Origin of the sequence: Shewanella sp. NKUCC06_TVS, assembly GCF_019345515.1 — a bacterium.
In the GTDB taxonomy this organism is placed as follows: Bacteria; Pseudomonadota; Gammaproteobacteria; order Enterobacterales; family Shewanellaceae; genus Shewanella; species Shewanella oncorhynchi.
Genome location: NZ_JAHKQX010000023.1, coordinates 34,606 through 57,963 on the forward strand (window position 1 = coordinate 34,606; position 23,358 = coordinate 57,963).

Here is a 23,358-nt window from a genome sequence, read left to right on the forward strand (position 1 = left end):
GTTGCGAGCGTATTTGTTTTATGGGGCTTATCGCATTGGGGGAGGGTAAGCAACAGAGTCGATGTTAGCCACAGTAACGGCTTAAACATCACATTTTTTTACGAGGGAAAAACTGTGAAAACACCTAAAATCATTATTTCGGAAATTGACTTAGAAAGACTAGAGCGATTATTGGAGTCACTGCCGGCAAATGCGTTTCCGGGCAAAGCGGCATTGGAGGCTGAATTAGACAGAGCCGATATTGTGCCTGCATCACAGGTGCCCGCGAATGTGGTGACCATGAATTCAGAAGTGAAGTTTAGCGTTTCATCCAGTAATGAGACTTTCTGTTTACGTTTAGTGTATCCAAAAGACGTGAACGGCGCGGGCACGATTTCTATTTTGGCGCCGGTGGGCAGCGCATTATTAGGGCTCTCTCAAGGTGATGAAATTGAATGGCCAGGTCCGGGTGGTTCTATGGTAAAAGTGCGTATTGAGGAAATCCTGTATCAACCTGAACGCAGTGGTGATTTCCACCGTTAAGTTTGAGGTATTGGCGTAGTGTCGTTGACGTTACGCCAGTGCACTTTAAGCGAACCATTGGTTGATTTTTAAGTGCCATTTTTGAAGGAGCAAAGATGATAACCCAAACTGAACGGTTAATTATTCGACCATTTACTGAGCAAGATTGTGAAGCGCTTTATTTGATGAACAGTAATCCCGCGATGCTGAAGTACATTCCCACCGCGGCATTTACAGCTCGCGAGCAGGCGGTTGAGTTGTTTCACAAGGTGATCCAAGTCGATTATCAGCAACATGGTTTTGGTCGTTGGGCGGTAGAGCATAAAGCCGATAAGCGGGTGATTGGTTTTTGTGGTCCGAAATTTATTCCAGAATTCAGCGAAGTCGAACTGGGTTATCGTTATTTCCCTGAGTATTGGGGAACAGGAATTGGTACTGAGGCCGCATTTGCTGCATTAGCCGAATTTAAACGTTTTGGTATTGATCAGACGATTGCACTTATCTTAGCAGGGAATCTCGGTTCTGAAGGTGTGGCTAAGCGTGTGGGCATGCATTGGCGTGAGCAAAATGAGTTTATGGGCCATCAAGTGAATATCTACGCCAAGGTGTTATAGCGGTTTACCCGTAAACATCATCCAATAAAAAACCAGCCTTAGGCTGGTTTTTTGCTTAATGCTTTATAAACACAATGGCCGACTTAGGCGTCGTTATGCTCACAGGTATCGTTGGTGCAAGTGCCGTACAAATATAAGCTGTGATTAGTCAGCTTAATGTTGTGTTTCATGGCAATTTCATCTTGACGACGTTCGATGACTTCATCTGAAAACTCAATCACTTTGCCACACGAGAGGCAAACTAAGTGATCATGATGATGCTGAGTCGATAGTTCGAAAACGGCTTTACCGCTCTCAAAATGATGGCGACTGACAATACCTGCATCATCAAATTGGTTTAACACACGGTAGACGGTGGCTAGACCAATTTCTTCACCGATATCGAGCAGCTTCTTGTACAAATCTTCTGCACTGATATGTTGGTTTTCAGGTCCTTGCATCAGTTCTAGGATCTTGACTCGTGGCAGGGTAATTTTCAAACCCGCTTTTTTTAGCGCTTGATTTCCATCTGTCATTGCTAATCTCTTGATTGCAGAACCAATAGGTTCATCCGTGGATAGTGTTTGCCATTATAGGTGCTCAGGTTGAAAACTTAAACCTTTGTTCTGGCTTTCTAGGGCGATATGCAGATAAATTGTGTCAATAGGCGTTAAATCACAATATTTTGCGGCAATTCAAGCATAGTTTTTGTATGGTTATACCAAGGAATAATATTCACGGCTGCCAAAGTCAGTGAGAATAATTCAAATAAATAAAATAATAAGGAATCGGCATGTACCAGCAAATTGTGGTGTTAACCGGCGCGGGGATCTCAGCTGAGTCGGGTTTACGCACCTTTCGCGATCAAGATGGTCTATGGGAAGAACATCATATTGAAGACGTTGCTACGCCAGAAGGATATGAACGTGATGCTGAATTGGTAGAGCGATTTTACAATTGTCGTTGGTTGCAACTGCACAGTGGCACGGTTGAACCCAATGCAGCGCATGTGGCCTTGTCAAAGTTGGAAGCGGACTTTAAAGGTCAATTACTTATCATCACACAAAATATTGATGATCTGCATGAGCGTGCGGGCTCGCGCCGTCTATTGCATATGCACGGTGAATTATCCAAAGGCCGTTGTCCGCGCTCACGTCAGACCTTTATTTTACGTGAGCCCTTTGGTGCCGATAATTGCTGTACTTGTTGTATTCCGGCTCAGCGATTACGCCCCCATGTGGTGTGGTTTGGTGAAATGCCCTTAGGGATGGATCGAATTCACGATGCGCTCGATAACTGTGACTTGTTTATTGCCATTGGCACCTCTGGCACTGTGTATCCTGCCGCGGGCTTTGTGGATACTGCTAACCATCATGGGGCTCAAACAGTCGAAGTGAATATGATGGCACCCGATAGACACAGTCAGTTTCAATATCACCTCACAGGAAAAGCGGGGGAGTTAGTGCCTCAGTTGGTTGATACCATTTTAGCGGGTCGAGTGATTGGCAGTGAGTCGAACACATGAGCGAAAAAGTTGCGATTATAATGCGTGGCTTACCGGGCAGTGGTAAGTCACATTGGGTTGAAGCTTACATTCTTTCCCTTCCTTTAGAAAAAGCCATTTGCGTGCGGCAACGTGGCGTATTTTCGACCGATAGTTTTTTCTACCATGAAGATGAATACCGTTTTGATGCCAAGAAATTACCTGAGTTTCATCAATGTAATTTGACGGGGTTTATTCAGGCACTTTCTTCAAGCGAGCCCGTGGTGATTTGTGACAATACCAATCTGTGCCACTGGGAATACATGGCCTATGAAGCGGCGGCAAAAGCCTTAGGTTATCAAGTTAGAATTGTGCTTGTGGGTGAACCAAGCAGTCTGGCTCATCAGCAGGAATGCGCGACACGCAATCGCCACGGCGTTCCTTTGGCACAAATTCAGCGTATGGCGAAGGGATTTGAAGATTTTTAATGTCAGGTACTTACTTATGTTGAGTGTTGTGATCTGTAGCAATCAATTTTAGGTATAGGTCCCGCAGTGTTTTCGCCCTGTCATAAGTCTGTTGTACTCTGTTTCAACGTTCTGCTTTGTCTATGTCTATGTGCATGTGTATGGCTCGTACATTCGCCTTGTCTATTTGACTGTGCACTTTAAGCTTGATCCCAAAGACAGTTTATCCACATAAGTCTGCGTATAATGCGCTAACTTGTGTGGCATTGAAGGGTCAATGCAAGATTGCTGCTGGCTTGATCGAGACCATTGAGCACAAGCGGACGTTTATCAGAGGAAAGAACCATGCTCATTAAAATTTTACTAACAGTCTTAGTCATTGCTGGCGCTTGGTTTTTACTGGTGAAACGCAAGCGTCAGATTGAACCTCTGGCAGTTAATCTCAGTTCAAAGCGTTTTAGTGAACCGCTGTGGCGCCGACACCTGTTGACGGGTGTGTTTGTGGTGATTGGATTTAGCCTGCTGAGTTACAGTGTTTGGTATTGGCGCGATCAGCATAGAATTGTCACTGTGAGAATTGTGTCACCGAATGCCGACAATAACGGCGAGTATCGTGTGCGAAAAGGGGATATCTCAGACTCGAAAATGGTCACTATCGATGGCATACATATTCGCTTTTCGACCCAAGAACGGTTGGCAATTATCGAAACCGATTAAGGCATATTTATTTTACTAAATTACCTTGCACGCCTTTTCATTGCCAACTTATGCGGTAAACTAGCGACAATTTTTTAGCCTGCACTTAAGTGGAATCGTTAACTTAAGTTTTTTTTCAGGAGGACAAATGATTACTGCTTATGTCTATGATAATCGTCACCTTACTGTGACAGAGCTCGGCATACTGGACAGTATTCCCGCATCGACCATTTGGTTAGATCTGTATAAACCCGATGATGAGGAGCGAGAGTGGTTAAGTCATTTTTCTGTTGAAGAAGTGCCTGACGAAGAAGATATCAATGAAATTGAGGCCTCAGCACGTTTTTATCAAAACAGTGACGGCTTGCATATTAATTCGTTATTCCCACAGCGTGTCGGCCAAGATGTGCGCGGCGTTAACGTTTCCTTCAACCTTCGTAGCAATTTTTTACTGACAATTCGTGAAGAAGACGTAGGTCTTATCCGTTTGCTGCGTAACTATTTGCGTTTAGGGCGGTTAGAAGTATCGACACCGCAGGAATTGTTTCTCGAGTTATTTAATCTGAAAGTGGATTATCTATCTGACTTAATTGAAGACGTTTACACTGTACTTGAAAATGTCGGTGAGCAAGTATTTGATAACGACGAACTTGACGATGTATTTAAACTCATCACTCTGCAAGAAGACTCTAATGGTAAAATCCGATTAAGTTTGCTCGATACTCAGCGCTCACTGCGTTATATGCAGCGTTATTATCGTGGCCAGTTATCCGATGAACATTTAAAGGACTTGCGGGAAATGTTGTCGGATATCGAGTCGCTGATGCCCCACAGTCAGTTTATTTTCGATAAGTTAAACTTTCTGCTCGATGCGGCCATGGGTTTCAGTGGTCTGCAGCAGAACAAAATCATCAAAATCTTCTCGGTTGCCGCTGTGGTGTTTCTACCACCGACCTTGATTGCCAGTAGTTATGGGATGAACTTTGCCAGCATGCCTGAGCTTGAGTGGCAATACGGTTACCCTATGGCGATTGTGATGATGTTAGCCAGTGCCGCAGGTACTTACTTCTTCTTTAAACGTAAGCATTGGTTATAAGTCTGGCGCTAGCTGTGTTGGTTTTCTCGAATTTAAAATAAGGGTCGAATGCAATATTCGACCCTTATTTTTATCACTGCCATTTAACTACGTTCATTCAATGACTTTTATTCAATGAGTGAGACTCGATGACTTTGCTTAAATGAGTGAAGCTCGTTAGACATAATCGTGAAGCCAGTTTCTTAATCAACTACTTACGACTATCGCCGCCAAAGTAGTAACTCACTCGCTCGCGCGGATTTAGATACTCGTGGACTTTTTCAGGAAGCGCCGCAGGGGGTAAGCAGCGCACTATGCTGATCCCTTCAATTTCCAGATCAACGATAGGCGCTTGGTCTTTAGGAACTAACGCATCGTAAACCAATATCTTAGGGCATAGCAGTTTAGTTAAGTTAACCGACATCACCATGGCATATTGACCGCTGGATAATTCCACCACACTGCCGGGGGGGTAAATGCCCAGCATCTTAATCATCTTGCCAATATACTCTTGATTTAGCTTAGTTTTGTATTGCTTATACAAATGCCCCAGTGCGGCGTAGGGCATTCTGGCTTTGCCCTGTTGGCTTGGGTAACACAAGGAGTCATATTCGTTCACTACCGCAATCAGTTGCGATACCTTATCGAGAGCCTCTTCCTTTAGGCCTTTGGGATAACCACTGCCATCGAGAAACTCGTGGTGATTGGTGATTGCAGGTAAGGCTGCTTGGGGAAAATTATCGGCTAATTTGAGCAGTTCAATCCCAAGTAATGGATGCTGTTTGATAAAATTAAGCTCAGGTGCTGACCAAGGTGTCGATTTTTTTAGAATTTGTGGTGGGATTTTTAATTTACCCACGTCGTGGAACAGGGCACTGAGACCGACCGTTTCGATTTCACTTCTATCCCATTCCATTTCTTTGGCGATCAGCATAGAGAGGATCGCAACATTCAAGGAGTGGTAGTAAATGCTTTCATCCTGCTTAGCATCACTCATCAAATGCAGCACTAAGTTATCTGAGTTGAGCAGCTGTTCGACTATTGTGTGCACCAAATCTTTGGCGTCATCGACCGCATTTAAGGGGCGATTACGTAGCTTAGAGATGAGGCTGCGCATCATGGCTACTGAGCGGGTAAAATTTTGCTCAGTTTTATTAATGTCACGGCGTAATTTTTTTTGTACTTCGATTTGCTCAGCCTTGTATTGATCCATGTCGTTTTTAAGCACATTGATTTCAGCACTTGGCGGCAATTTGATAGGGTTGACCGCATCAGCATGTATCGGGGCGACGTCGCTGCGTTCTAAATCGACGATGACATGTTCGATGCCCAGATTTTTAATCAACTCGATTTGCGCAGCTTGTTTAATATGAAAGCTACTGAATAAAAAGGGATGATCTTTCCAAGCCACGGGCAAACGCACAAAGTTGCCGACTTGAAGTTGATGGACTGAAACTTTACAGCTTTTTTTCATATTCTTGTTATCGTGAAGCGTAATGTGGGTTATTTTATCTCAATGATGCTGCTTTACAATTACTTAACTAACATGTCAGCATAGTAAGCCTAGAAAGTAGCCACTCCATTGAGGAAGTATGGACTTTATTGAAGTATACCCTAATGCGTTGCCGAATGACTTGTGTGACCGTCTCATTCTGGCATTTGAGCAACATGCTGGCGTTGTTGATGGACATACGGGCAATGGCGTCGATTTGGAGAAGAAGATCAGCCGCGATTTGACCTTAGATAGTTTCGTCGACCTGCAACCCATCAGAAACGAACTCTTAGGTTATACCTTAAAGGGCGCGGTAGATTATTTCACAAAGTATTCAATGGCATTAATGGGGGCGGTGTCAGTGTCAGTGAGTGATGAGCAGGGCCAACCTGTAACGCTAACTCCGACTAATTTTGCGACGCTGGGTGCGCCTAGGGCCGATGGCTTAGTGAAGTATTTGTATCGCAGTGGCAGTATTAATATTCAAAAGTATCAGCAAAATAAAGGCGGTTATCCCCATTGGCATTCGGAGCAATTCCCGCAGAATGGCCACAATGAAGCTCTGCATCGCGTCGTGCTCTATATGTTTTATTTAAATGATGTGGAAGAGGGCGGCGAAACCGAATTTTATTATCAACAGCGTAAAATCTCCCCCAAAAAAGGCACTATGGTGATAGCGCCTGCGGGATTTACTCATTCACATCGGGGAAATAAACCTGTGAGTGGTGACAAATATATTGCCACTTCTTGGATCATGTTTAATCGAGCCGAACAGTTATATGCGGTGATAGCATGATAATATCCCAGTTTCTTACACTGGGATACGGATCCTAAAGAGCGCCCCTTCTAAGCGACTTTCTTCAATTTTTAAGCTGCCACCGTAGCTGTGAACGATTTCATCACAGACAGCTAATCCGATCCCTTGCCCTGGGGACTGAGTATCGGCACGCACGCCACGTTGGATAATCTTCTGTCTTAAGCTTTCTTCAACACCAGGGCCATCATCTTCAACAATGAGTTCAAACTCACCTTGTGAGTTAATTTTAGCCGATACATGCACTTGGCTGATACACAGGCGGAAAGCATTTTCCATAAGGTTGCCACACAGCTCCATTAAGTCACCCTTGTTGCCGGGGAACATCAAAGAGGGGGATATGTTGGCCGAGAACTGCACTTGTTTTTCTCGATAAATTTTAAACAACATTTGTGCTAATTGATCGACTAAGGGCGCAATAACAGTTTGTTCTTGCTTCAGGCCTTGTCGGCCTAACATGGCCCGTTTTAATTGGTATTTGACCAGCTGATCCATTTGGCTGACTTGTTCCATGATCTTTTCGCTTGCCGATTGTTTACTCAAACTGGCGTCATCTGTAATGGCATGCACGGCGGCTAAGCGGGTTTTAAGACTGTGTGCCAAGTCATTCATAGCATTTTGATAGCGCTGTTGTTGGGCACTCGATTGTTGCAACATCTGGTTGAGTGCTTGCGTTACGCCTTCAAGTTCAACAGGATAGCCCTCAGAAAGTGATTTACTCTTCCCTTGGTTAATTGATTGCAGTTCATTTTGCATCCGTACCAAGGGACGCATGCCCCAATAGGCGGCGCTGACCAATAGAATTAAGGCTAAGGCCAATACCATGGCTAAACGAATATAAGTACGTTTACTGAACTTACTGTATTCTTGCTCCAGTTTGGCGGCATCTTTCATGACGAGGAGGTTGTAATGCACACTGGCAATTTCTACCGCGAGCAAATAGACGAAATATCCTCTATCGTCAGCCATGGTGAGGTAGTAGGGCGGGGAGTCGTTACGGATTTCGTTAAAACGCTCACAGGTATCAAATAAGCCACGATCTACTGCGAGGGATGAGGTCCAAACCTGCTTAAATTTGTCATCGCAACTCGCTATCACATAACGCTCTTGTTTATTATTTTCTTCCAACCAAGCACTGGTATCGGGGATAAGATCGTGCTCCCGTAATTCGGCGGCGACTTGGGGAATTTCGGCAATGAGTTGGGCCGTTTCTTCGTTATAACTATTTTGCGCATGCAGAATATTAACCATCCATGCGAGACCAAAACCCACTAAGGTAATAATTGATAGTGAGGTGAGAAACATCCGTGTCAGCAGACGTTTCTTGAATTTTAATCTTAATTGCATGGCAGGTTAAATTTATATCCTTGGCCGCGGATGGTCACTATGGGGGTATCGATACCATCGCGGGTCAGTTTTTTACGCAAGCGGCTGACCATAACTTCAATCGTATTGGGATCGCCTTCCTTATCACCATAAATCACATCGAGTAAACGTTGCTTGGCGACAACCTCATGACAATGGCGCATCAAATATTCGAGGATTAAATATTCAAAGGCAGTGACCTCCATGACTTCGTCACCCAGAGTGACTTGTTTGGCGGCGAGATCGAGTTTCAATTCTCCACTGCAAATCACGGGTTTAACAAAACCTGCGCTACGTCGCACTAAGGCATCAAGCCTTGCGACAAGCTCTTCTTTTTGAAAGGGTTTCACTAAATAGTCATCGGCTCCGGCGTTAAGGCCTTCAACTTTATCCTGCCAATTAACTCGTGCCGTGAGAATTAATATCGGTGCTTTAAGACCCGCTTCACGGAGTTGTTGAATTAAGCTAATACCATCTTGATCGGGTAGCCCTAAATCGACAATGGCTACATCGATGGGATAATTAGTGGCTTGATAAAAACCTTCTTTGGCAGTCAGTGCCACTTGAACTTGATTGCCGAGATCGCTTAATTGCACTTTTAAGTGGTGGGATAAAATAGGATCGTCTTCAACAACCAAAATTCTCATAATATAATGCCTTAAAGTGTATGAGCTAAGCTTTAGCAAACTAGTCTACGCAAAATCACACTGATAACCAAATAGAGGAACAGCATATCTTAGTTGAACTTAACCTTTGCTGACCGAGTTGAACTTGTGGTCAAAATAAGTACTAATTTATTGTTGAATAAGAAGGTTTTGCCGTTAAAGTGTTAGCGTATTGGGGAATTTCCCCAAGGCGATTTTTGTTTTCTGATCCGCAAAATGCCGTTGCCACACATAATCGCGCCTAAGGTAAATAACATCACCGCCATCATGATAAAAGATAATCTCAACCAAGGCATTTCTTGCGCTAATCGCAGATGTACCGCTTCAATGGTTGTGACGCCCCAGACGGCAAAGACACTTATAAATAATAAAATTTGTAATAAACGAAGTAAGTAAACTGAGTTAAAAAATAAGACCAAAGGCGCAAGTGCAAAAGGAATAGCAAAGTTAATTTGTTCGTAACGTACGAAGTGGGCACTCAATAACCAGCATGCAATCAGGATCCAAAGACTTCTCCACCACATTTATACCCCTCCCATTAAACGTATTAAAATAGTAAACATAATGTATCTAAAAACAAACTTCCGTACTATTGGTGCGTTCACATTTTGCTAACAATAGACATGTTAACTGTATTGCGTTCAAACAAAAACGCCCAACACTGAAGCTGGGCGTCATTTTGGTCTTTGTGAGGTTTAGTTCGATTTATCTAAATGATGAACTTGCTCATCAAAACTTCTAGCAACTTTACCCGCTTGAGTGTTGTTAAACACTTGCTCGTTAAATTCGCCCTCTGATTTAGCAATAATTACAGTTGCTACGCAATCACCTGTGACGTTTACAGCAGTACGCACCATGTCGAGTAAGCGATCGACACCGATAATCAGGGCAATCCCTTCCACTGGCAAGCCAACTTGATTTAACACCATGGCCAGCATGATAAGTCCGACACCTGGAACACCCGCTGTACCAATTGATGCTAACGTGGCAGTCACAACGACAACAGCATAATCGGTTAGTGAGAGCTCAATGCCAAAAACCTGCGCAATAAACACAGTGGCAACACCTTGCATGATTGCTGTGCCATCCATGTTAATGGTAGCGCCTAACGGTAGCGTAAAAGCGGCGATTTTATTATCGACACCTAATCTATGTTCAGACGCTTCTATGGTAATGGGTAAAGTGGCATTTGAACTGGCGGTTGAAAAAGCAAACAACTGCACATCACGCATTTTACGAATGAATATTAAGGGGTTGAGGCCTGAGAAAAGTTTTAAAAGGATTGGATAAACGATAAACGCATGGACCAGTAATACACCTAAGACCACGAAGAAATATTTCACCACACTACCAAAGGTCTCTAAACCGAGTGTTAATGCAAGTTTTGCCATCAGCGCAAATACACCATAGGGCGCGAGTTGCATGATCAGTGTCACGACACGCATGATGACTTCATTTAAATCTTCAAACAACGCCGCAATACGTTTGCCGCGCTCACCAATATGAGCAATAGCAAAGCCAAAAATCACCGCAAAAATAATAATTTGCAGCATATTACCTTCGCTCAATGCCTGCATCGGATTAGTGGGCACTATGTTTATCAGCACATCAGCAAGACTTGGGGCTTCTTTTGCGACGTACTCCATTTTTTCTGACGCCAGTGAGGCGTTTCCAGGATGTATAAGGACTGCGCTGACAATCGCAATCACTAAGGCAATGGCGGTTGTGAATAAATAGAAGGCGAGGGTTTTCCCCCCTAAGCGGCCTAATTTTGAAGGTTCACTCAGTGAGCAAGTTCCGCAAACTAATGAAATAAAGACTAAAGGAACGACTAACATTTTTAAGCTGGAGATGAAGATAGTACCGATAACATGCAAGAAACCTTCAGTAATATAATCTTTTACTATATCACTTTCTGGAAAGGCATTGCGGAGAATGAGGCCTAAAGCAATACCTGTTCCCATACCGATCAGAATTTTACTTGTAAGGCCTAGTTTATTTTTTATAGAAATTGCCATAGAGAGTCCTGTGTGTTTTTTATACATTCTATTTTTTGGCGCTCACAAGACTAGCAAGAAAATCGTGAAGATGAAATGACAATTAATGTTAAAGTATTTATCAGATTTGCGAAATAAAATAAGATAGTTATGGGAAAGTTGTGTGAAAATTGTGTAATGTTAGCCTATAAGTAATAAGCGTCTCGCTTAGGTATTATCATCAGAGTAACAGGGAGCCTGACAATGAAGTCAGCGTATAAGGTTTTTCTCGCAGGATTGTGTTCGCTTTTATTATTAGCATGTGGTGGTGGAGGCAGTATCTCTGATGATGGTTCCGGTACTCCGCCGACGCCAAGTGTCGTCACTGTCACCATGGGAATTTCAAATATTGATATTTCGGCTATAGCCCCTGCGGAGGTCACTGCTAAAGTTGTAGATTCTAAACTTGGGCCTCTTGCTGGTATCTTAGTTACTTTTTCACTCAGTGATAGCAATATTGGATCTTTCAATCCCTCTATCGGAACAGCCTTAACTGACGTTAATGGTGTAGCGAGTATTACATTAGTGACTGCGACGATTGCTGGAGCTGGTACAGTAAGCGCAAAAATTGACAGTGGTGAGTCCGGTAAGATTGGATTTAATATGAAGGGTGATGGTGGTGTAGCTGGTGGCGGTGCTCAAGTTTCATTAGTTTTAACTGATGCAAATGGTTCTCCAATACAGTCAATTAGTACTCTTTCACCTGGGAAATTAGTTGCAACAGTGACAGGTATTAAGAAGCCAGCGATTGTGACCTTTTCCAGTCCAATAGGTGATTTACCAATTAAAACAGCTGTAACGAACGCTCAAGGTAAGGCCACTGTTGATATTTATGCAGGAAGTGCTTTAGGTGCAGGAGAAGTTATGGCTTCACTAGTTACTGGTGAAGTAGGTAATACTATTGTTGTTGTTGGTGCAACTAATGTTGTTATGGGAAGCGGCAATCCATTTGTTAAGGGCAAGGCAGCAGTTAGCAGTACTACAGTTTCTGCTGGTGGTACTGCAACAATTTCTGTTTTAATTCAAGATGATCTAGGTAATGCATTTACTCAGCCTGTGGACGTTAACTTTTCTTCAACGTGTGCAACTAAAATTCCTGCCCAAGCACAAATAAGTTCGCCTGTATCATCTAGTAATGGCGTTGCGACTTCTACCTACTTAGCACAAGGGTGCGTAGGTGAAGATCAAATAAATGTTACTGCGAATGCTGGTGGAATTAGCTTGTCAGCCACAGGAACTATTAATGTTTTAAGATCTGATATAGGTAGTATTGTATTTGTATCGGCGGTTCCTGAAAATATTAGCATTCTTGGCACTGGTGGTACTGAATCGTCAGTGGTTAAGTTTAGAGTTCTAGATAAAAATGGTAACTTTGTTAGTAATCAGAATGTGAAGTTTAATTTGAATACTGGCGTTGGAGGCGTAAAGCTTGCACCTCTTGAGGCAACAACTAATAATGAGGGGCTTGTACAAACGGTTGTGACAACTGGTACCGTTGCCACATCATTAAGAGTAACTGCAACAGTCGATGATAATTCTATTCCTGCAATATCAAGTCAGTCGAGTCAATTGATTATTTCAACGGGTATTCCTGACCAAGATAGTTTTTCACTTTCTGCACAAAGTTTAAATGCAGAAGGCTGGAACCGAGATGGCTCAGAAGTATTAGTCACTGCGCGTTTAGCTGATGCGTTTAATAACCCTGTGCCTGATGGAACGACAGTTTCATTTACTACAGAGGGGGGGTCTATTGAGGATGCCTGTCAAACGATAAAAGGGGCTTGTACTGTGAAATGGACAAGTCAGTTACCTCGCCCATTAGGTGAAGTTCTAATTGATGGTGCTGGTATTCAAATTCGTAATCCTGAAGCTGGTATGATTCTAGATCCTGCTTTAGGTGTTTATGGTAATTTTTATGGCCAGAAATATGGCGGGCGGGCAACTATTACTGCTACTGCAATTGGTGAAGAGTCATTCCCAGATCTGAATGGTAATGGTCGTTTTGATGCTAGCGAAATGACAACATTTCTTACTGGTAAGGATGTTACGGGCCAATCATTTGATTTAAATGATGCATTTAACGATTATAATGAGGATGGTATTTTTAACCCGCAGCAGGCCAGTGGGCAATTAGGTGGTGAGCTAGAAGAATTAATTGATTTTAACTCGAATGGGGTATTCGATGTTAAAGACAATAAATATAATGGAGTTTTATGTTCCGATCCTGTGCATGTAGGTTGTGCCGATGGTGTGAGTAATGAGAAGTCGCTTTATGTACGCCGAAGTCTTGTTATGGTTATGTCAGGCAGTGCTGCTTATGCAACGAATGACAAAGATATAAAAATCATTGATCAAGAACTAGTTGATGGTGTCGATGAAGATGGTAAGCCTATAACAGTGCTTGTTGCTAGAGAGCATTTTGGTGGTTCAATTCAGATCTATGGAAAGGGAACTGCTTCTGCTTCATTTACTCTTTCTGATTTGCATAATCAGCAATTGCCAGCAGGCTCAGTCGTTACTTTTGTAGTTAGTGCAGGTTCTGTTACTAGTGCAAACCAATATATTTGGCCGAGTTCAAATCATAACGGTGGTCGTGAGTTTACCGTATCATTAAAAGGTGAAGATAAGCCTAACTCAGGCACATTACTTGTAACTGTGACTACACCTAATAATGTTGTAACAGAGGTGCTTTCAATAGCAGTAAATATTTTATAAATACGTTTTTTATTATATAAATAAAAGCGCACTTAATTGTGCGCTTTTTAGTGTCTAGTCTTTGGAATTATATTTATTCATTAACGCTGGAACTGATACACGCTACCTAGTTTCATAATCTGTGTCAGTTCATCCAGAGCTGTTCGAGATTCGATGATTAGCTGAGGGTCTGCAAGATCTTGGGTGGTTAATCTGTCTCGATAATGTTTGTCTACCCAAAGGTTTAAACGAGTAAATAAAGCATCATTCATCAGAGTGTGTTGATTTACCGCTGCGACTTCCACTTCATTCATGGCGACACGTAAACGAAGACAGGCAGGGCCGCCACCGTTTTGCATGCTTTGTTTTACGTCGAAATAAAGCACTTGCTTAATCGGCGTGTTTAACGTGAGTAATTCGTTTAAATAGGCAAATACCGCGGGATTTTCTTGGCAATCCGTTGGGGCAATAATTGCCATTTCACCGGATGGCAATGTAATAATTTGAGTATTGAATAAATAGCTTTTGACTGCGTCGTTAATTGCTACTTTCGCGGTTGGCACTTCAATGAAATACAGCTCAGTGTCGAGTTTACGTTTAATTTCATCGATCTTATTCTGGGTATTTAAGAAGGCTTGTTCGTGGTAGAACAGGACATTTTGATTACCTACTGCGATAACATCGTTATGGAATACACCTTGATCAATCACATCAGGATTCTGTTGGATGAAGACACAATTATCGTCTTCCAGTTGATGTAAGCGTGCGACTGCCATCGACGCTTCTAAGGTTTGTCTTGCTGGATATTTTTGCGGTTTAGGTGCGTTGGGATTGGTGGTTTCTTGTCCATAAACAAACAGCTCAACACCAGCATGGCCGTATTCATTGCAGAGACGAGTGTGGTTTGCGGCACCTTCATCACCGAAGCTATTATGCTCAGGTAAGTGACTATGGTGATGAAAATAGTGGGGATCACTGAAAGTTGCTGTTAATATGCGCCCCGTTGTCAAAGGCTCGATGCTGCGATGCAGTTTATCGACTAAATTTGCTGGGGTAAAATGCAGTTTGCCGTCACGTGTATCTGCACTTGGTGAGACGGTAGCGGCATTGGCTGTCCACATACTGGAAGCACTGCAACAGGCATTAAGTAATATGGGCGCTTCTTTTGCCGCTTGTTTTAATACATTAGCATCAGAGCCAGAAAATCCAATTCGGCGCAATGTATAGAGGTCTGGGCGCTCTTGAGGAGCTAATATTCCTTGAACCATGCCCATATCGGCTAGTGCTTTGGCTTTTTGGAGTCCTTGTTTTGCAGCAGCTTTGGGGTTGGAAACTAAGGCGGCATTGCTAAGTGAGGCGACATTGCCAAAAGACAACCCTGCGTAATTGTGTGTTGGTCCAACGAGTCCATCAAAATTCGCTTCAAAGTGCTTCATTGCTTATCCTTGTGATAGGGAAAGTTATTATTTGTTCATATGGTCCCTGAGGGAACCCAGTATACTGAAGCTTTTCGAGTGCACAAGCGGACGGTTTTGTGCTCAAAGCGACTTTTTCACGATAAATGCATAACTATTTCTTGCTTGCTGGCAAATAATGAAATATTAGTTTTTAATTACGCATATTATATTTTTACATTTTTTCAACTTTGATTAAAAAGTGACTCGCTGGTACATATAAAAGAGGGATTAACTTGAAACTATCAGTACAACCCTCTATATATGGTGCCAATTTCCACCTTCTTGAGATTTTTTGGCGCAAATTAAACTATGGGTAAATCGCTAGTTATTGTCGAATCACCGGCCAAAGCTAAGACTATTAATAAATATCTTGGCAAAGAATTCATCGTTAAATCGAGCGTAGGTCACATCCGTGATCTGCCGACATCATCGACTTCAGAAGGCAATGAAAAGGTTAAATCCGCTGCCGAAGTTAAGAAGATGTCGCCAGAAGAAAAAGCTCAATATAAAAAGGTGAAAGATCAGCAAGCGCTAGTGTCTCGTATGGGCGTAAACCCTGAAAAGGGCTGGGCGGCTAAGTACCAAATTTTGCCGGGTAAAGAAAAAGTCGTTAAAGAGTTACAGGCACTTGCCGATTCTGCTGACCAAATCTATCTCGCAACCGACTTAGACCGTGAGGGAGAAGCTATCGCCTGGCATTTGCAAGAGGTGATTGGTGGTGATCCTTCACGGTATCAACGTGTCGTTTTCAACGAAATTACTAAGTCTGCGATTCAAGATGCTTTTAGTAAACCGTCGACACTCGACACTAACATGGTTAATGCCCAACAAGCCCGCCGCTTCTTAGACAGAGTTGTCGGTTTTATGGTGTCGCCGCTGCTGTGGAAAAAAGTTGCTCGCGGTTTATCCGCTGGGCGAGTGCAGTCGGTTGCCGTGCGTTTAGTGGTCGAACGCGAAAGCGAAATCAAAGCCTTTGTGCCTGAAGAATTTTGGGATGTACACGCAGAACTCAATACGCCCGCTCAAGAAGCTTTGCGGATGGAAGTGGTTAAGCATCTAGATGCTGCTTTTAATCCTATCAATGAACAGCAAGCGATGGCTGCGGTTCAAGCGTTATCTGCGGCAAGTTTTACTGTGCTGGCCCGCGAAGATAAAGCGACTCAAAGTAAACCATCTGCTCCCTTTATTACGTCGACATTGCAACAGGCCGCGAGTACACGCTTAGGTTTTGGTGTGAAGAAGACCATGATGATGGCTCAGCGACTTTACGAAGCCGGTCATATCACTTATATGCGTACTGACTCGACCAATTTGAGTCAAGAAGCCGTTGAAAACTTGCGCGATATGATTGCCAAAGAATTTGGTGATAAGTATCTACCCGCCGAACCGATTCGATACGGATCAAAAGAAGGCGCACAAGAAGCTCACGAAGCGATTCGCCCATCAAACGTTCAAGTGCAAGCAGCGACCTTATCTGACATGGAACGTGACGCTCAGCGCTTATATGAGCTTATTTGGCGCCAGTTTGTCTCATGTCAAATGACACCTGCACAATATGATGCCACTAAGTTGACCGTAAAAGCGGGTGATTATGAGCTCAAAGCCACGGGACGTACCTTACGTTTTGATGGTTGGACTCGCGTACAAACAGCGCTTAAGAAGAAAAACGAAGAAGACAATACGTTACCATTCGTGGCTCAGGGCGATGTATTAGCATTAAAAGAATTGCAGCCTAAACAACATTTTACTAAGCCGCCAGCACGATACAGCGAAGCTTCTTTAGTAAAAGAATTAGAAAAACGCGGTATTGGCCGCCCTTCAACCTACGCAACCATCATTTCAACGATTCAAGATCGTGGTTATGTAAAAGTCGAAAATCGTCGTTTCTATGCCGAAAAAATGGGTGAAATTGTCAGCGAACGATTGGTGAGCAGTTTTGCTGATTTGATGAGCTATGACTTTACCGCCAGCATGGAGCAAACATTAGATGATGTGGCTCGGGGCGAGTTAGACTGGAAAAAAGTGCTCGATGGTTTCTATGCTGACTTTACTAAGCAATTAGAAAAAGCGGAGCTGGATCCCGAAGAAGGTGGCATGCGTCTTAACCAAATGGTGATGACCGATATCAAGTGCCCAACTTGTGGTCGTCCTATGGGGATCCGCACTGGAACGACAGGTGTTTTCCTTGGTTGCTCTGGTTATGAATTGCCCCCTAAAGAACGCTGTAAGACGACGATGAACCTCACGCCTGGCGTTGAGGCGATTAGCGAAAACAGTGAAGATGCCGAAACAGATGCACTGCGTGCGAAGCACCGTTGTAGTATTTGCGGCACGGCAATGGACAGTTACCTGATCGATGAGAAGCGTAAGTTACACGTCTGCGGTAACAATCCAATCTGTGAAGGCTATGAAGTCGAAGAAGGCCAATTCAAGATCAAAGGCTATGAAGGTCCACTGATTGAGTGTGATCGCTGTGGTCACGATATGGAACTGAAAAATGGTCGTTTTGGTAAGTACTTTGGCTGTACCAATGAAGAGTGTAAGAATACCCGTAAATTACTTAAAAATGGTGAGGCGGCGCCGCCAAAAGAAGATCCTATTTATTTACCCGAACTGAAATGCAGTAAATCGGATGCCCATTTCGTATTACGTGATGGTGCGGCGGGTATCTTCTTAGCGGCCAGTACTTTCCCTAAATCACGTGAAACCCGTGCGCCTCTGGTTGAGGAACTGGTTCAATACCGTGAGCTGCTATGGCCTAAGTATCAGTATTTAGCGGATGCGCCAGTCACTGATGATGAAGGCAATAAGGCTGCGGTGAAGTTTAGCCGTAAGACGAAAGAGCAATACGTTGCGACTGAAGTCGATGGTAAAGCTACGGGTTGGTCTGCGCATTACGTCAATGGTAAGTGGGTGAGTGAATCTACCAAGAAGGCCAAGAAAGGCGTATAGCGGTGGATTGAGTTAGCTTAACGCCAAGAGAATAACAAAAAAGCCAAGTCAATTATGACTTGGCTTTTTGTTTGCATTTTTTCGATATCAATTTGTTGCTATAGATAATAATTTAAACATGTTGAGTACTTTACACTTACTGAGTACTTTACACTTACAGATACAAACTGACTCACAATGACGCGATAGAATGGTGGCAAATGTGTCGCTAATTCAACTTAACGGTAAGCAAATAGAGACTGATCACCATTTCTTTTTAGGTTGAAACAGCATATCGATATCATCTTCTTCATTTTTAGGTCTAGGCGCACTGGGCTCAGATTGTTTCTGTGCACCCATAATTTCATCAAGTAATTGTTTAGCCTCATCGACTTTACGACCAATGAAGGGATCATTAGGCGTTTGTGCCTTAATGGCGTGTAATGTTGATAGGGCTTTGGTTACCATTTGTTTTGATGAGCCATATTGCTTCATAAAGCTGGCAGCGCGGGCACGAGAAAGCATAGAATCGACATTAATTCTGAGCTGTAAACTGTCGATGCGGCTTTCTTCTTGAGCAAAAATGCTCGGATCGACTTTACCTTTATTATGCTCGGCTCTGAGTATCGCCTTTAATTTTTTTAAGGTTTGAACAAGCGCTAAAATTTGCTTGTCATTATCGGGTAGTCTGAAATTCTCAATTGGAGGAGTTTGAGGTTGGCCAGACTGTAAGCTTGTTATTTGATTATTAATATCGGCTAAGCGGCGTTGGTAGTCTGACTGTTGTTGGCCATTACTGATCGCTGTTGCAGATTGCAAGGCATCTTGTACACGCCGATACAAAACCAACACTATATTCGTGCTACAAGGCATCATTCCTGTGTTTGATAACACAGTTTCAGTTTCATCGATAATTGCTCTTTGACGGGCAAATTCAATGCGACGCTCAGCCTCTACACGTTCTTTTTGTTGCTGTAATACGTTAATTCCGATAACAAGCAGTAAAAGCGCACCGATGAGGATCAGAACCAAGGTGAATGACATAGATGTTCCATTATTTATCCAATTGAGCTAATGCTACAATAAATCAATAAACTAGCATAGTTATCTTAGCCTAGGTTATCATTTCTGTCGTATGAATCTGTAGACTTGTGCTCTATATTCCTATTTGCTTTAATTTTTACTATATACTATAACGATTGATTATAGCTGAGAGTGCTTTGAGGGCTCAGTTGTTAATGGCATTTTGCGTGTTTGAGACAAGGAAATAAGATGAAACTGCAACAACTCAGGTATATTGCTGAGGTCGTAAAACATAACCTCAATGTATCGGCGACAGCTGAAAACTTGTATACCTCTCAACCCGGGATCAGTAAACAAGTTCGTATGCTTGAAGATGAGTTGGGGATCCAAATATTTGGCCGTAGCGGTAAACATTTAACCCATGTCACACCTGCGGGTTTGCAAGTGATCAGCATTGCCAATGATATTTTAGGTAAAGTTGAAAGTATCAAAAAAGTGTCTGAAGAATATACTAAGCCAGATCAAGGTGAGTTAAATATTTCCACAACAGATACTCAGGCACGCTATGCATTACCGACGATAATTCGTCAGTTTATTGATCGCTATCCTAAAGTGAACTTGCATATGCACCAAGGGACACCGTCGCAGATCAGCGAACAGGCAGCTCGCGGTGATGCAGATTTTGCTATTGCGACCGAAGCAATGCATTTATATTCAGATCTGATCATGTTGCCTTGTTACCACTGGAACCGCTCTATCGTTGTGCCAAAAGACCATCCTCTTGCGACCCGCAATCAAGGCAGCTTGATTAGTATCGAAGATTTAGCCCGTTTCCCCTTAGTGACCTATGTCTTTGGTTTTGACCGTGCTTCTGAAATTGAAAAAGCGTTCAATCGGGCCAATTTAGAGCCGCGTGTTGTCTTTAGTGCGACCAGTGCCGATGTGCTTAAAACCTATGTTCGTTTAGGATTAGGCGTGGGCGTCATCGCGTCTATGGCCATTGATCCAAATGTTGATAAAGATTTAGTTGCTATTGATGCCGGTCATTTGTTTGCCCACAGTACGACTAAAATTGGTTTTAGGAAGGGCAGTTTCTTGCGCAGTTATATGTATGATTTTATTCAGCACTTTGCGCCGCATTTAACCCGTGATGTGGTGGAGAAAGCCGTAGCATTACGGGATCAACAGCTCATAGATGAAATGTTTGCCGATAAAAATCTGCCAATGCGTTAACTTGGATGATTTACAAACATAAAAATGCCGCTAATAAAAGCGGCATTTTTATGGGTTTAGCGATTAAGATAAATCGACTTTATCCATCTCGAGTTGCGCAAGGGCAATAACTGCTTGAGTGCGGTTGCGAACGCCAAGTTTTCTAAATATGGCAGTCGCGTGCGCCTTGATGGTCGCCTCAGACACGCCAAGATCGTAGGCTATTTGTTTATTTAATAACCCTTCGGCAAACATCTGCAACACTTTATATTGTTGCGGCGTGAGATCGGATAACTTGCTGGCCATTTTATCAATGGCATCGTCATTGATAGCAATAATCTCAGTGCCTTTAGGCAACCAAATATCACCGAATAACACCGCACTTAGCGCCTCTTTTAGGGTTTCCATTGAAGCTGATTTAGGGATAAAACCACTGCTGCCATAATGAATCGCACGGCTAATGGTATTGATATCCTCGTGGGCTGAAATCACCACAACGGGTAACTCAGGATAATGTGAGCGTAGGTGGATAAGCGTGGAATAGCCGTGGGACCCGGGCATCTGCAGATCTAACAGTACAAGATCGTAATCGACGCTTCGAACATCCAATACAGATTGCAGTGCGTCAGCACTGTCTGCTTCAAACCACTGTGCATGTTCGAAAGCGCTGGTCAGCGCTTGACGTAGTGCATTTCTGAACAATGGATGATCGTCTGCGATAATAATATTTAAGTTTTCTAGCTTCATGGCTTTTATGATTATGTTCGGTGCGCGTGAAGATTGAACTCAATGTAACAGAAAAGTAATCAAGGATCCTATTGCTTTATTCAGGAATAAGGACAAAATTTTGATATGTTTCTGGTTGTTAGACTTTGGTCGGTGTTTTACAAGGAAAAAGATGGACCGTATAGTTTCAATTGAAAGCCCGAAAGTACGGGCTAACCTATACTTTAAAATCGTCTAAAAACTACCCATATGTCCACACTTTTGTGGGATTTCGTTGTTCGTCAACCGCAACAAAGGTGAACACACCACGTATAGCATGCTCTCGACGGTCTTGATACATGTCTTCTACATAGATGTTGACTTCAACTTTTAATGACGTATTACCTACATGGATCACACGAGCGATGAGTTCTGCTAGTGTGCCTGCTGGGATAGGCTTTTTAAAATCAATTCTATCGGAACTCACTGTGACTAAGGTTTTACGGCAGAAACGAGTTGCTGCAATAAAGGCTGTTTCATCCATCCACGCTAAAGCTTCGCCACCAAATAACGTATTGTGATGGTTGGTGATTGAGGGGAATACTGCTTTAATCACGCGCGCTTCTGAGGAATCAATTCGAGTTTGAATCGCGTCAGGAAAGGGGGGGGCAGCGGCTTCGATTCGTGAGGTGTTTTCGGTGTTTGTGGACATGGGGGTAAGCGACATACAGCAACCTAAGGTAATGCAGCAAAATAAGCTCGAATTATAAAGATTTATGGTGGTTAAAGATAGAAAACTACAGGCTTTAAGGTGCAGTAGGCATATGACTGAGGATAATGTCATGCTTCCAATAAAAAAACCGAAATGAGATCGGTTTTTTATTGGACGATTTATTTTACTTCAGATTTATTTGGTTAATAGTGCTTTTCTTTCGCGGGAAGCCGCTGCGAGCTTACGTAGCAGGATTTCAGAGTCATCCCAATGCAAGCAAGCGTCGGTGATACTTTGGCCATAACAGAGTGGCTGGCCTTCAACGACTTTTTGATTACCTTCTTGTAAGAAGCTTTCAGCCATAATACCTGCGATGGCAGTGCTGCCAGCACGCATTTGAGTCATAATTTCATCGGCGACCATCAGCTGTTTGAGATGGTTCTTCTCACTGTTTCCGTGGCTGAAATCGATAACCATACGTTGAGTTACCCCAACAGATGCAAGCTGTTGACGCGCTTCTTCGATATCTTGTGCGTGATAATTAGGTTTTTTGCCACCACGTAGGATGATATGGCCAAACGGGTTGCCGTGGGTGCGATAGACCGCCATAGCGCCATCTTTATCCGGTGAATAGAAAACATGTGGCACTTGTGCGGCACGAACTGCATCAACGGCAATATTGATGTTCCCATCAGTACCATTTTTAAAACCAACGGGGCAAGACAGTGCCGAAGCCATTTCACGGTGGACTTGGCTTTCCGTAGTACGCGCACCAATAGCGCCCCAAGTAATGAGATCCGCTATGTACTGACCGTTCACCATATCTAAAAATTCGGTGGCGATAGGCAATTTTAATTCAGTGATTTGTTGCAGCAATTCGCGGGCAATGCGTAAACCTTTGTTTGGTTCGAAACTGCCATCGAGATCGGGATCTGAAATTAATCCTTTCCAACCGACAATTGTACGGGGTTTTTCAAAATAGACGCGCATTAAGATACACAAGTCATCTTTCAATTCTTGGTGTAACGCGGCTAAGCGTTGAGCATAATCTAATGCCGCTTTAGTATCGTGGATTGAACATGGGCCTATGATCACCAATAGACGTTGGTCTTCACCCATAATGATGGCTTCGACTTCACGACGTTGCTGAACCAGATAATCGGCTGCATCTTGAGTTAATGGGAACTCAGATGCCAGTTGCGCAGGTGAGATGACTTTTGCTAATAAGGAAGTGCGTAGTTCGTCTGTTTTTATGGTCATTCAAAATACCGAGCTTGCGTGCGGCGCTTTTCGCCAGATTGCCTCGGATTATAACGAATCGAACCGAGTTGCACAGTGCCAATTGCGTTAATTGTCGGCAACTGTGCAATGAATTTGATTTAAGTTAGTTTCTTTTAGACTAAATTCACTCGGTTTCTTTTGCTGATTTTGGCTTAT

The 23,358-nt window shown here is 43.1% G+C and carries 21 protein-coding genes; 10 read left to right on the forward strand and 11 right to left on the reverse strand.

Annotated elements, in window-relative coordinates:
• Window positions 1-114: 114 nt before the first annotated feature.
• Window positions 115-522: a nucleoside diphosphate kinase regulator gene (gene rnk, locus KO531_RS20465; protein ID WP_028759704.1), complete on the forward strand. Its 408-nt coding sequence runs from the start codon at window positions 115-117 to the stop codon at window positions 520-522.
• A 95-nt stretch (window positions 523-617) separates the two neighbouring features.
• Complete coding sequence (locus KO531_RS20470; RefSeq protein ID WP_113940522.1) at window positions 618-1,115, forward strand: GNAT family N-acetyltransferase; 498 nt, start codon at window positions 618-620, stop codon at window positions 1,113-1,115.
• Window positions 1,116-1,198: 83 nt separating this feature from the next.
• On the opposite strand, the gene fur is transcribed toward KO531_RS20470, so the two are convergent.
• Window positions 1,199-1,630, reverse strand: coding sequence for a ferric iron uptake transcriptional regulator (gene fur, locus KO531_RS20475; RefSeq protein WP_028759706.1), 432 nt, complete (start codon window positions 1,628-1,630; stop codon window positions 1,199-1,201).
• Window positions 1,631-1,887: 257 nt separating this feature from the next.
• On the opposite strand from fur, the gene cobB reads away from it, so the two are divergent.
• The 4 genes from cobB (at window position 1,888) to corA (ending at window position 4,836) form a co-directional block, all read left to right on the forward strand.
• Window positions 1,888-2,619, forward strand: a complete 732-nt coding sequence (cobB, locus tag KO531_RS20480; RefSeq protein WP_219252118.1) for a Sir2 family NAD+-dependent deacetylase — start codon at window positions 1,888-1,890, stop codon at window positions 2,617-2,619.
• Complete coding sequence (locus KO531_RS20485; RefSeq protein ID WP_219252119.1) at window positions 2,616-3,065, forward strand: ATP-binding protein; 450 nt, start codon at window positions 2,616-2,618, stop codon at window positions 3,063-3,065. The genes cobB and KO531_RS20485 overlap by 4 nt, the downstream gene beginning before the upstream one ends.
• A gap of 324 nt (window positions 3,066-3,389) precedes the next feature.
• Window positions 3,390-3,761 carry a hypothetical protein gene (locus tag KO531_RS20490; protein WP_219252120.1) on the forward strand — a complete coding sequence of 124 codons (372 nt, stop codon included), beginning with the start codon at window positions 3,390-3,392 and terminating at the stop codon, window positions 3,759-3,761.
• 127 nt (window positions 3,762-3,888) lie between these two features.
• Window positions 3,889-4,836, forward strand: a complete 948-nt coding sequence (corA, locus tag KO531_RS20495; protein ID WP_105252689.1) for a magnesium/cobalt transporter CorA — start codon at window positions 3,889-3,891, stop codon at window positions 4,834-4,836.
• 190 nt (window positions 4,837-5,026) lie between these two features.
• Here corA and KO531_RS20500 read toward each other — a convergent pair whose 3' ends face one another.
• Complete coding sequence (locus KO531_RS20500) at window positions 5,027-6,289, reverse strand: HD-GYP domain-containing protein (RefSeq protein WP_028759711.1); 1,263 nt, start codon at window positions 6,287-6,289, stop codon at window positions 5,027-5,029.
• A gap of 118 nt (window positions 6,290-6,407) precedes the next feature.
• On the opposite strand from KO531_RS20500, the gene KO531_RS20505 reads away from it, so the two are divergent.
• Window positions 6,408-7,103, forward strand: a complete 696-nt coding sequence (locus tag KO531_RS20505) for a 2OG-Fe(II) oxygenase (protein ID WP_168825391.1) — start codon at window positions 6,408-6,410, stop codon at window positions 7,101-7,103.
• Between the two features lie 15 nt (window positions 7,104-7,118).
• On the opposite strand, the gene KO531_RS20510 is transcribed toward KO531_RS20505, so the two are convergent.
• The 4 genes from KO531_RS20510 to KO531_RS20525 form a co-directional block, all read right to left on the reverse strand.
• Window positions 7,119-8,468, reverse strand: a complete 1,350-nt coding sequence (locus tag KO531_RS20510; protein ID WP_028759713.1) for a sensor histidine kinase — start codon at window positions 8,466-8,468, stop codon at window positions 7,119-7,121.
• On the reverse strand, window positions 8,459-9,133 hold the full coding sequence (locus KO531_RS20515) for a response regulator (protein WP_219252121.1): 675 nt from the start codon (window positions 9,131-9,133) through the stop codon (window positions 8,459-8,461). The genes KO531_RS20510 and KO531_RS20515 overlap by 10 nt, the downstream gene beginning before the upstream one ends.
• 182 nt (window positions 9,134-9,315) lie before the next feature.
• Entirely contained in the window at window positions 9,316-9,675 is a 360-nt protein-coding gene (locus tag KO531_RS20520; RefSeq protein WP_028759715.1) for a hypothetical protein, read from the reverse strand.
• 171 nt (window positions 9,676-9,846) lie between these two features.
• Window positions 9,847-11,169 (reverse strand): dicarboxylate/amino acid:cation symporter, encoded by a 1,323-nt coding sequence (locus KO531_RS20525; RefSeq protein WP_219252122.1) that lies wholly within the window; start codon window positions 11,167-11,169, stop codon window positions 9,847-9,849.
• Window positions 11,170-11,391: 222 nt separating this feature from the next.
• Here KO531_RS20525 and KO531_RS20530 point away from each other — a divergent pair, with 222 nt between their 5' ends.
• Window positions 11,392-13,902, forward strand: a complete 2,511-nt coding sequence (locus tag KO531_RS20530) for a hypothetical protein (RefSeq protein WP_219252123.1) — start codon at window positions 11,392-11,394, stop codon at window positions 13,900-13,902.
• Between the two features lie 80 nt (window positions 13,903-13,982).
• On the opposite strand, the gene astB is transcribed toward KO531_RS20530, so the two are convergent.
• On the reverse strand, window positions 13,983-15,317 hold the full coding sequence (gene astB / locus KO531_RS20535) for an N-succinylarginine dihydrolase (protein WP_219252124.1): 1,335 nt from the start codon (window positions 15,315-15,317) through the stop codon (window positions 13,983-13,985).
• A gap of 330 nt (window positions 15,318-15,647) precedes the next feature.
• Here astB and topA point away from each other — a divergent pair, with 330 nt between their 5' ends.
• Complete coding sequence (topA, locus tag KO531_RS20540; RefSeq protein WP_219252125.1) at window positions 15,648-18,290, forward strand: type I DNA topoisomerase; 2,643 nt, start codon at window positions 15,648-15,650, stop codon at window positions 18,288-18,290.
• 243 nt (window positions 18,291-18,533) lie between these two features.
• Here topA and zomB read toward each other — a convergent pair whose 3' ends face one another.
• The gene (gene zomB / locus KO531_RS20545) at window positions 18,534-19,313 is read right to left on the reverse strand and encodes a flagellar motor control protein ZomB (protein ID WP_028759720.1); all 780 of its coding nucleotides are present in this window, start codon (window positions 19,311-19,313) and stop codon (window positions 18,534-18,536) included.
• A 228-nt stretch (window positions 19,314-19,541) separates the two neighbouring features.
• Here zomB and cysB point away from each other — a divergent pair, with 228 nt between their 5' ends.
• Entirely contained in the window at window positions 19,542-20,525 is a 984-nt protein-coding gene (gene cysB / locus KO531_RS20550; RefSeq protein ID WP_028759721.1) for an HTH-type transcriptional regulator CysB, read from the forward strand.
• Window positions 20,526-20,588: 63 nt separating this feature from the next.
• Here the strand turns inward: cysB and KO531_RS20555 are convergent, their stop codons facing one another.
• From KO531_RS20555 to KO531_RS20565, 3 genes are all read right to left on the reverse strand, one after another.
• Window positions 20,589-21,251, reverse strand: a complete 663-nt coding sequence (locus KO531_RS20555) for a response regulator transcription factor (RefSeq protein WP_028759722.1) — start codon at window positions 21,249-21,251, stop codon at window positions 20,589-20,591.
• A gap of 220 nt (window positions 21,252-21,471) precedes the next feature.
• Window positions 21,472-21,936: an acyl-CoA thioesterase gene (locus tag KO531_RS20560; protein WP_173496827.1), complete on the reverse strand. Its 465-nt coding sequence runs from the start codon at window positions 21,934-21,936 to the stop codon at window positions 21,472-21,474.
• Between the two features lie 180 nt (window positions 21,937-22,116).
• On the reverse strand, window positions 22,117-23,181 hold the full coding sequence (locus KO531_RS20565; RefSeq protein ID WP_028759724.1) for a 3-deoxy-7-phosphoheptulonate synthase: 1,065 nt from the start codon (window positions 23,179-23,181) through the stop codon (window positions 22,117-22,119).
• Window positions 23,182-23,358 lie beyond the last annotated feature (177 nt).

Bases quoted from the DNA above. Each gene is read 5' to 3' on its own strand.
- KO531_RS20520 (WP_028759715.1), bottom strand. From the start codon at position 9,675: ATGTGGTGGAGAAGTCTTTGGATCCTGATTGCATGCTGGTTATTGAGT.
- astB (WP_219252124.1), bottom strand. From the start codon at position 15,317: ATGAAGCACTTTGAAGCGAATTTTGATGGACTCGTTGGACCAACACAC.
- KO531_RS20565 (WP_028759724.1), bottom strand. From the start codon at position 23,181: ATGACCATAAAAACAGACGAACTACGCACTTCCTTATTAGCAAAAGTC.
- corA (WP_105252689.1), top strand. From the start codon at position 3,889: ATGATTACTGCTTATGTCTATGATAATCGTCACCTTACTGTGACAGAG.
- KO531_RS20490 (WP_219252120.1), top strand. From the start codon at position 3,390: ATGCTCATTAAAATTTTACTAACAGTCTTAGTCATTGCTGGCGCTTGG.
- KO531_RS20470 (WP_113940522.1), top strand. From the start codon at position 618: ATGATAACCCAAACTGAACGGTTAATTATTCGACCATTTACTGAGCAA.
- fur (WP_028759706.1), bottom strand. From the start codon at position 1,630: ATGACAGATGGAAATCAAGCGCTAAAAAAAGCGGGTTTGAAAATTACC.
- KO531_RS20555 (WP_028759722.1), bottom strand. From the start codon at position 21,251: ATGAAGCTAGAAAACTTAAATATTATTATCGCAGACGATCATCCATTG.
- KO531_RS20505 (WP_168825391.1), top strand. From the start codon at position 6,408: ATGGACTTTATTGAAGTATACCCTAATGCGTTGCCGAATGACTTGTGT.
- KO531_RS20530 (WP_219252123.1), top strand. From the start codon at position 11,392: ATGAAGTCAGCGTATAAGGTTTTTCTCGCAGGATTGTGTTCGCTTTTA.
- cobB (WP_219252118.1), top strand. From the start codon at position 1,888: ATGTACCAGCAAATTGTGGTGTTAACCGGCGCGGGGATCTCAGCTGAG.
- KO531_RS20515 (WP_219252121.1), bottom strand. From the start codon at position 9,133: ATGAGAATTTTGGTTGTTGAAGACGATCCTATTTTATCCCACCACTTA.
- KO531_RS20560 (WP_173496827.1), bottom strand. From the start codon at position 21,936: ATGTCGCTTACCCCCATGTCCACAAACACCGAAAACACCTCACGAATC.
- KO531_RS20510 (WP_028759713.1), bottom strand. From the start codon at position 8,468: ATGCAATTAAGATTAAAATTCAAGAAACGTCTGCTGACACGGATGTTT.
- KO531_RS20485 (WP_219252119.1), top strand. From the start codon at position 2,616: ATGAGCGAAAAAGTTGCGATTATAATGCGTGGCTTACCGGGCAGTGGT.
- cysB (WP_028759721.1), top strand. From the start codon at position 19,542: ATGAAACTGCAACAACTCAGGTATATTGCTGAGGTCGTAAAACATAAC.
- KO531_RS20525 (WP_219252122.1), bottom strand. From the start codon at position 11,169: ATGGCAATTTCTATAAAAAATAAACTAGGCCTTACAAGTAAAATTCTG.
- KO531_RS20500 (WP_028759711.1), bottom strand. From the start codon at position 6,289: ATGAAAAAAAGCTGTAAAGTTTCAGTCCATCAACTTCAAGTCGGCAAC.
- topA (WP_219252125.1), top strand. From the start codon at position 15,648: ATGGGTAAATCGCTAGTTATTGTCGAATCACCGGCCAAAGCTAAGACT.
- zomB (WP_028759720.1), bottom strand. From the start codon at position 19,313: ATGTCATTCACCTTGGTTCTGATCCTCATCGGTGCGCTTTTACTGCTT.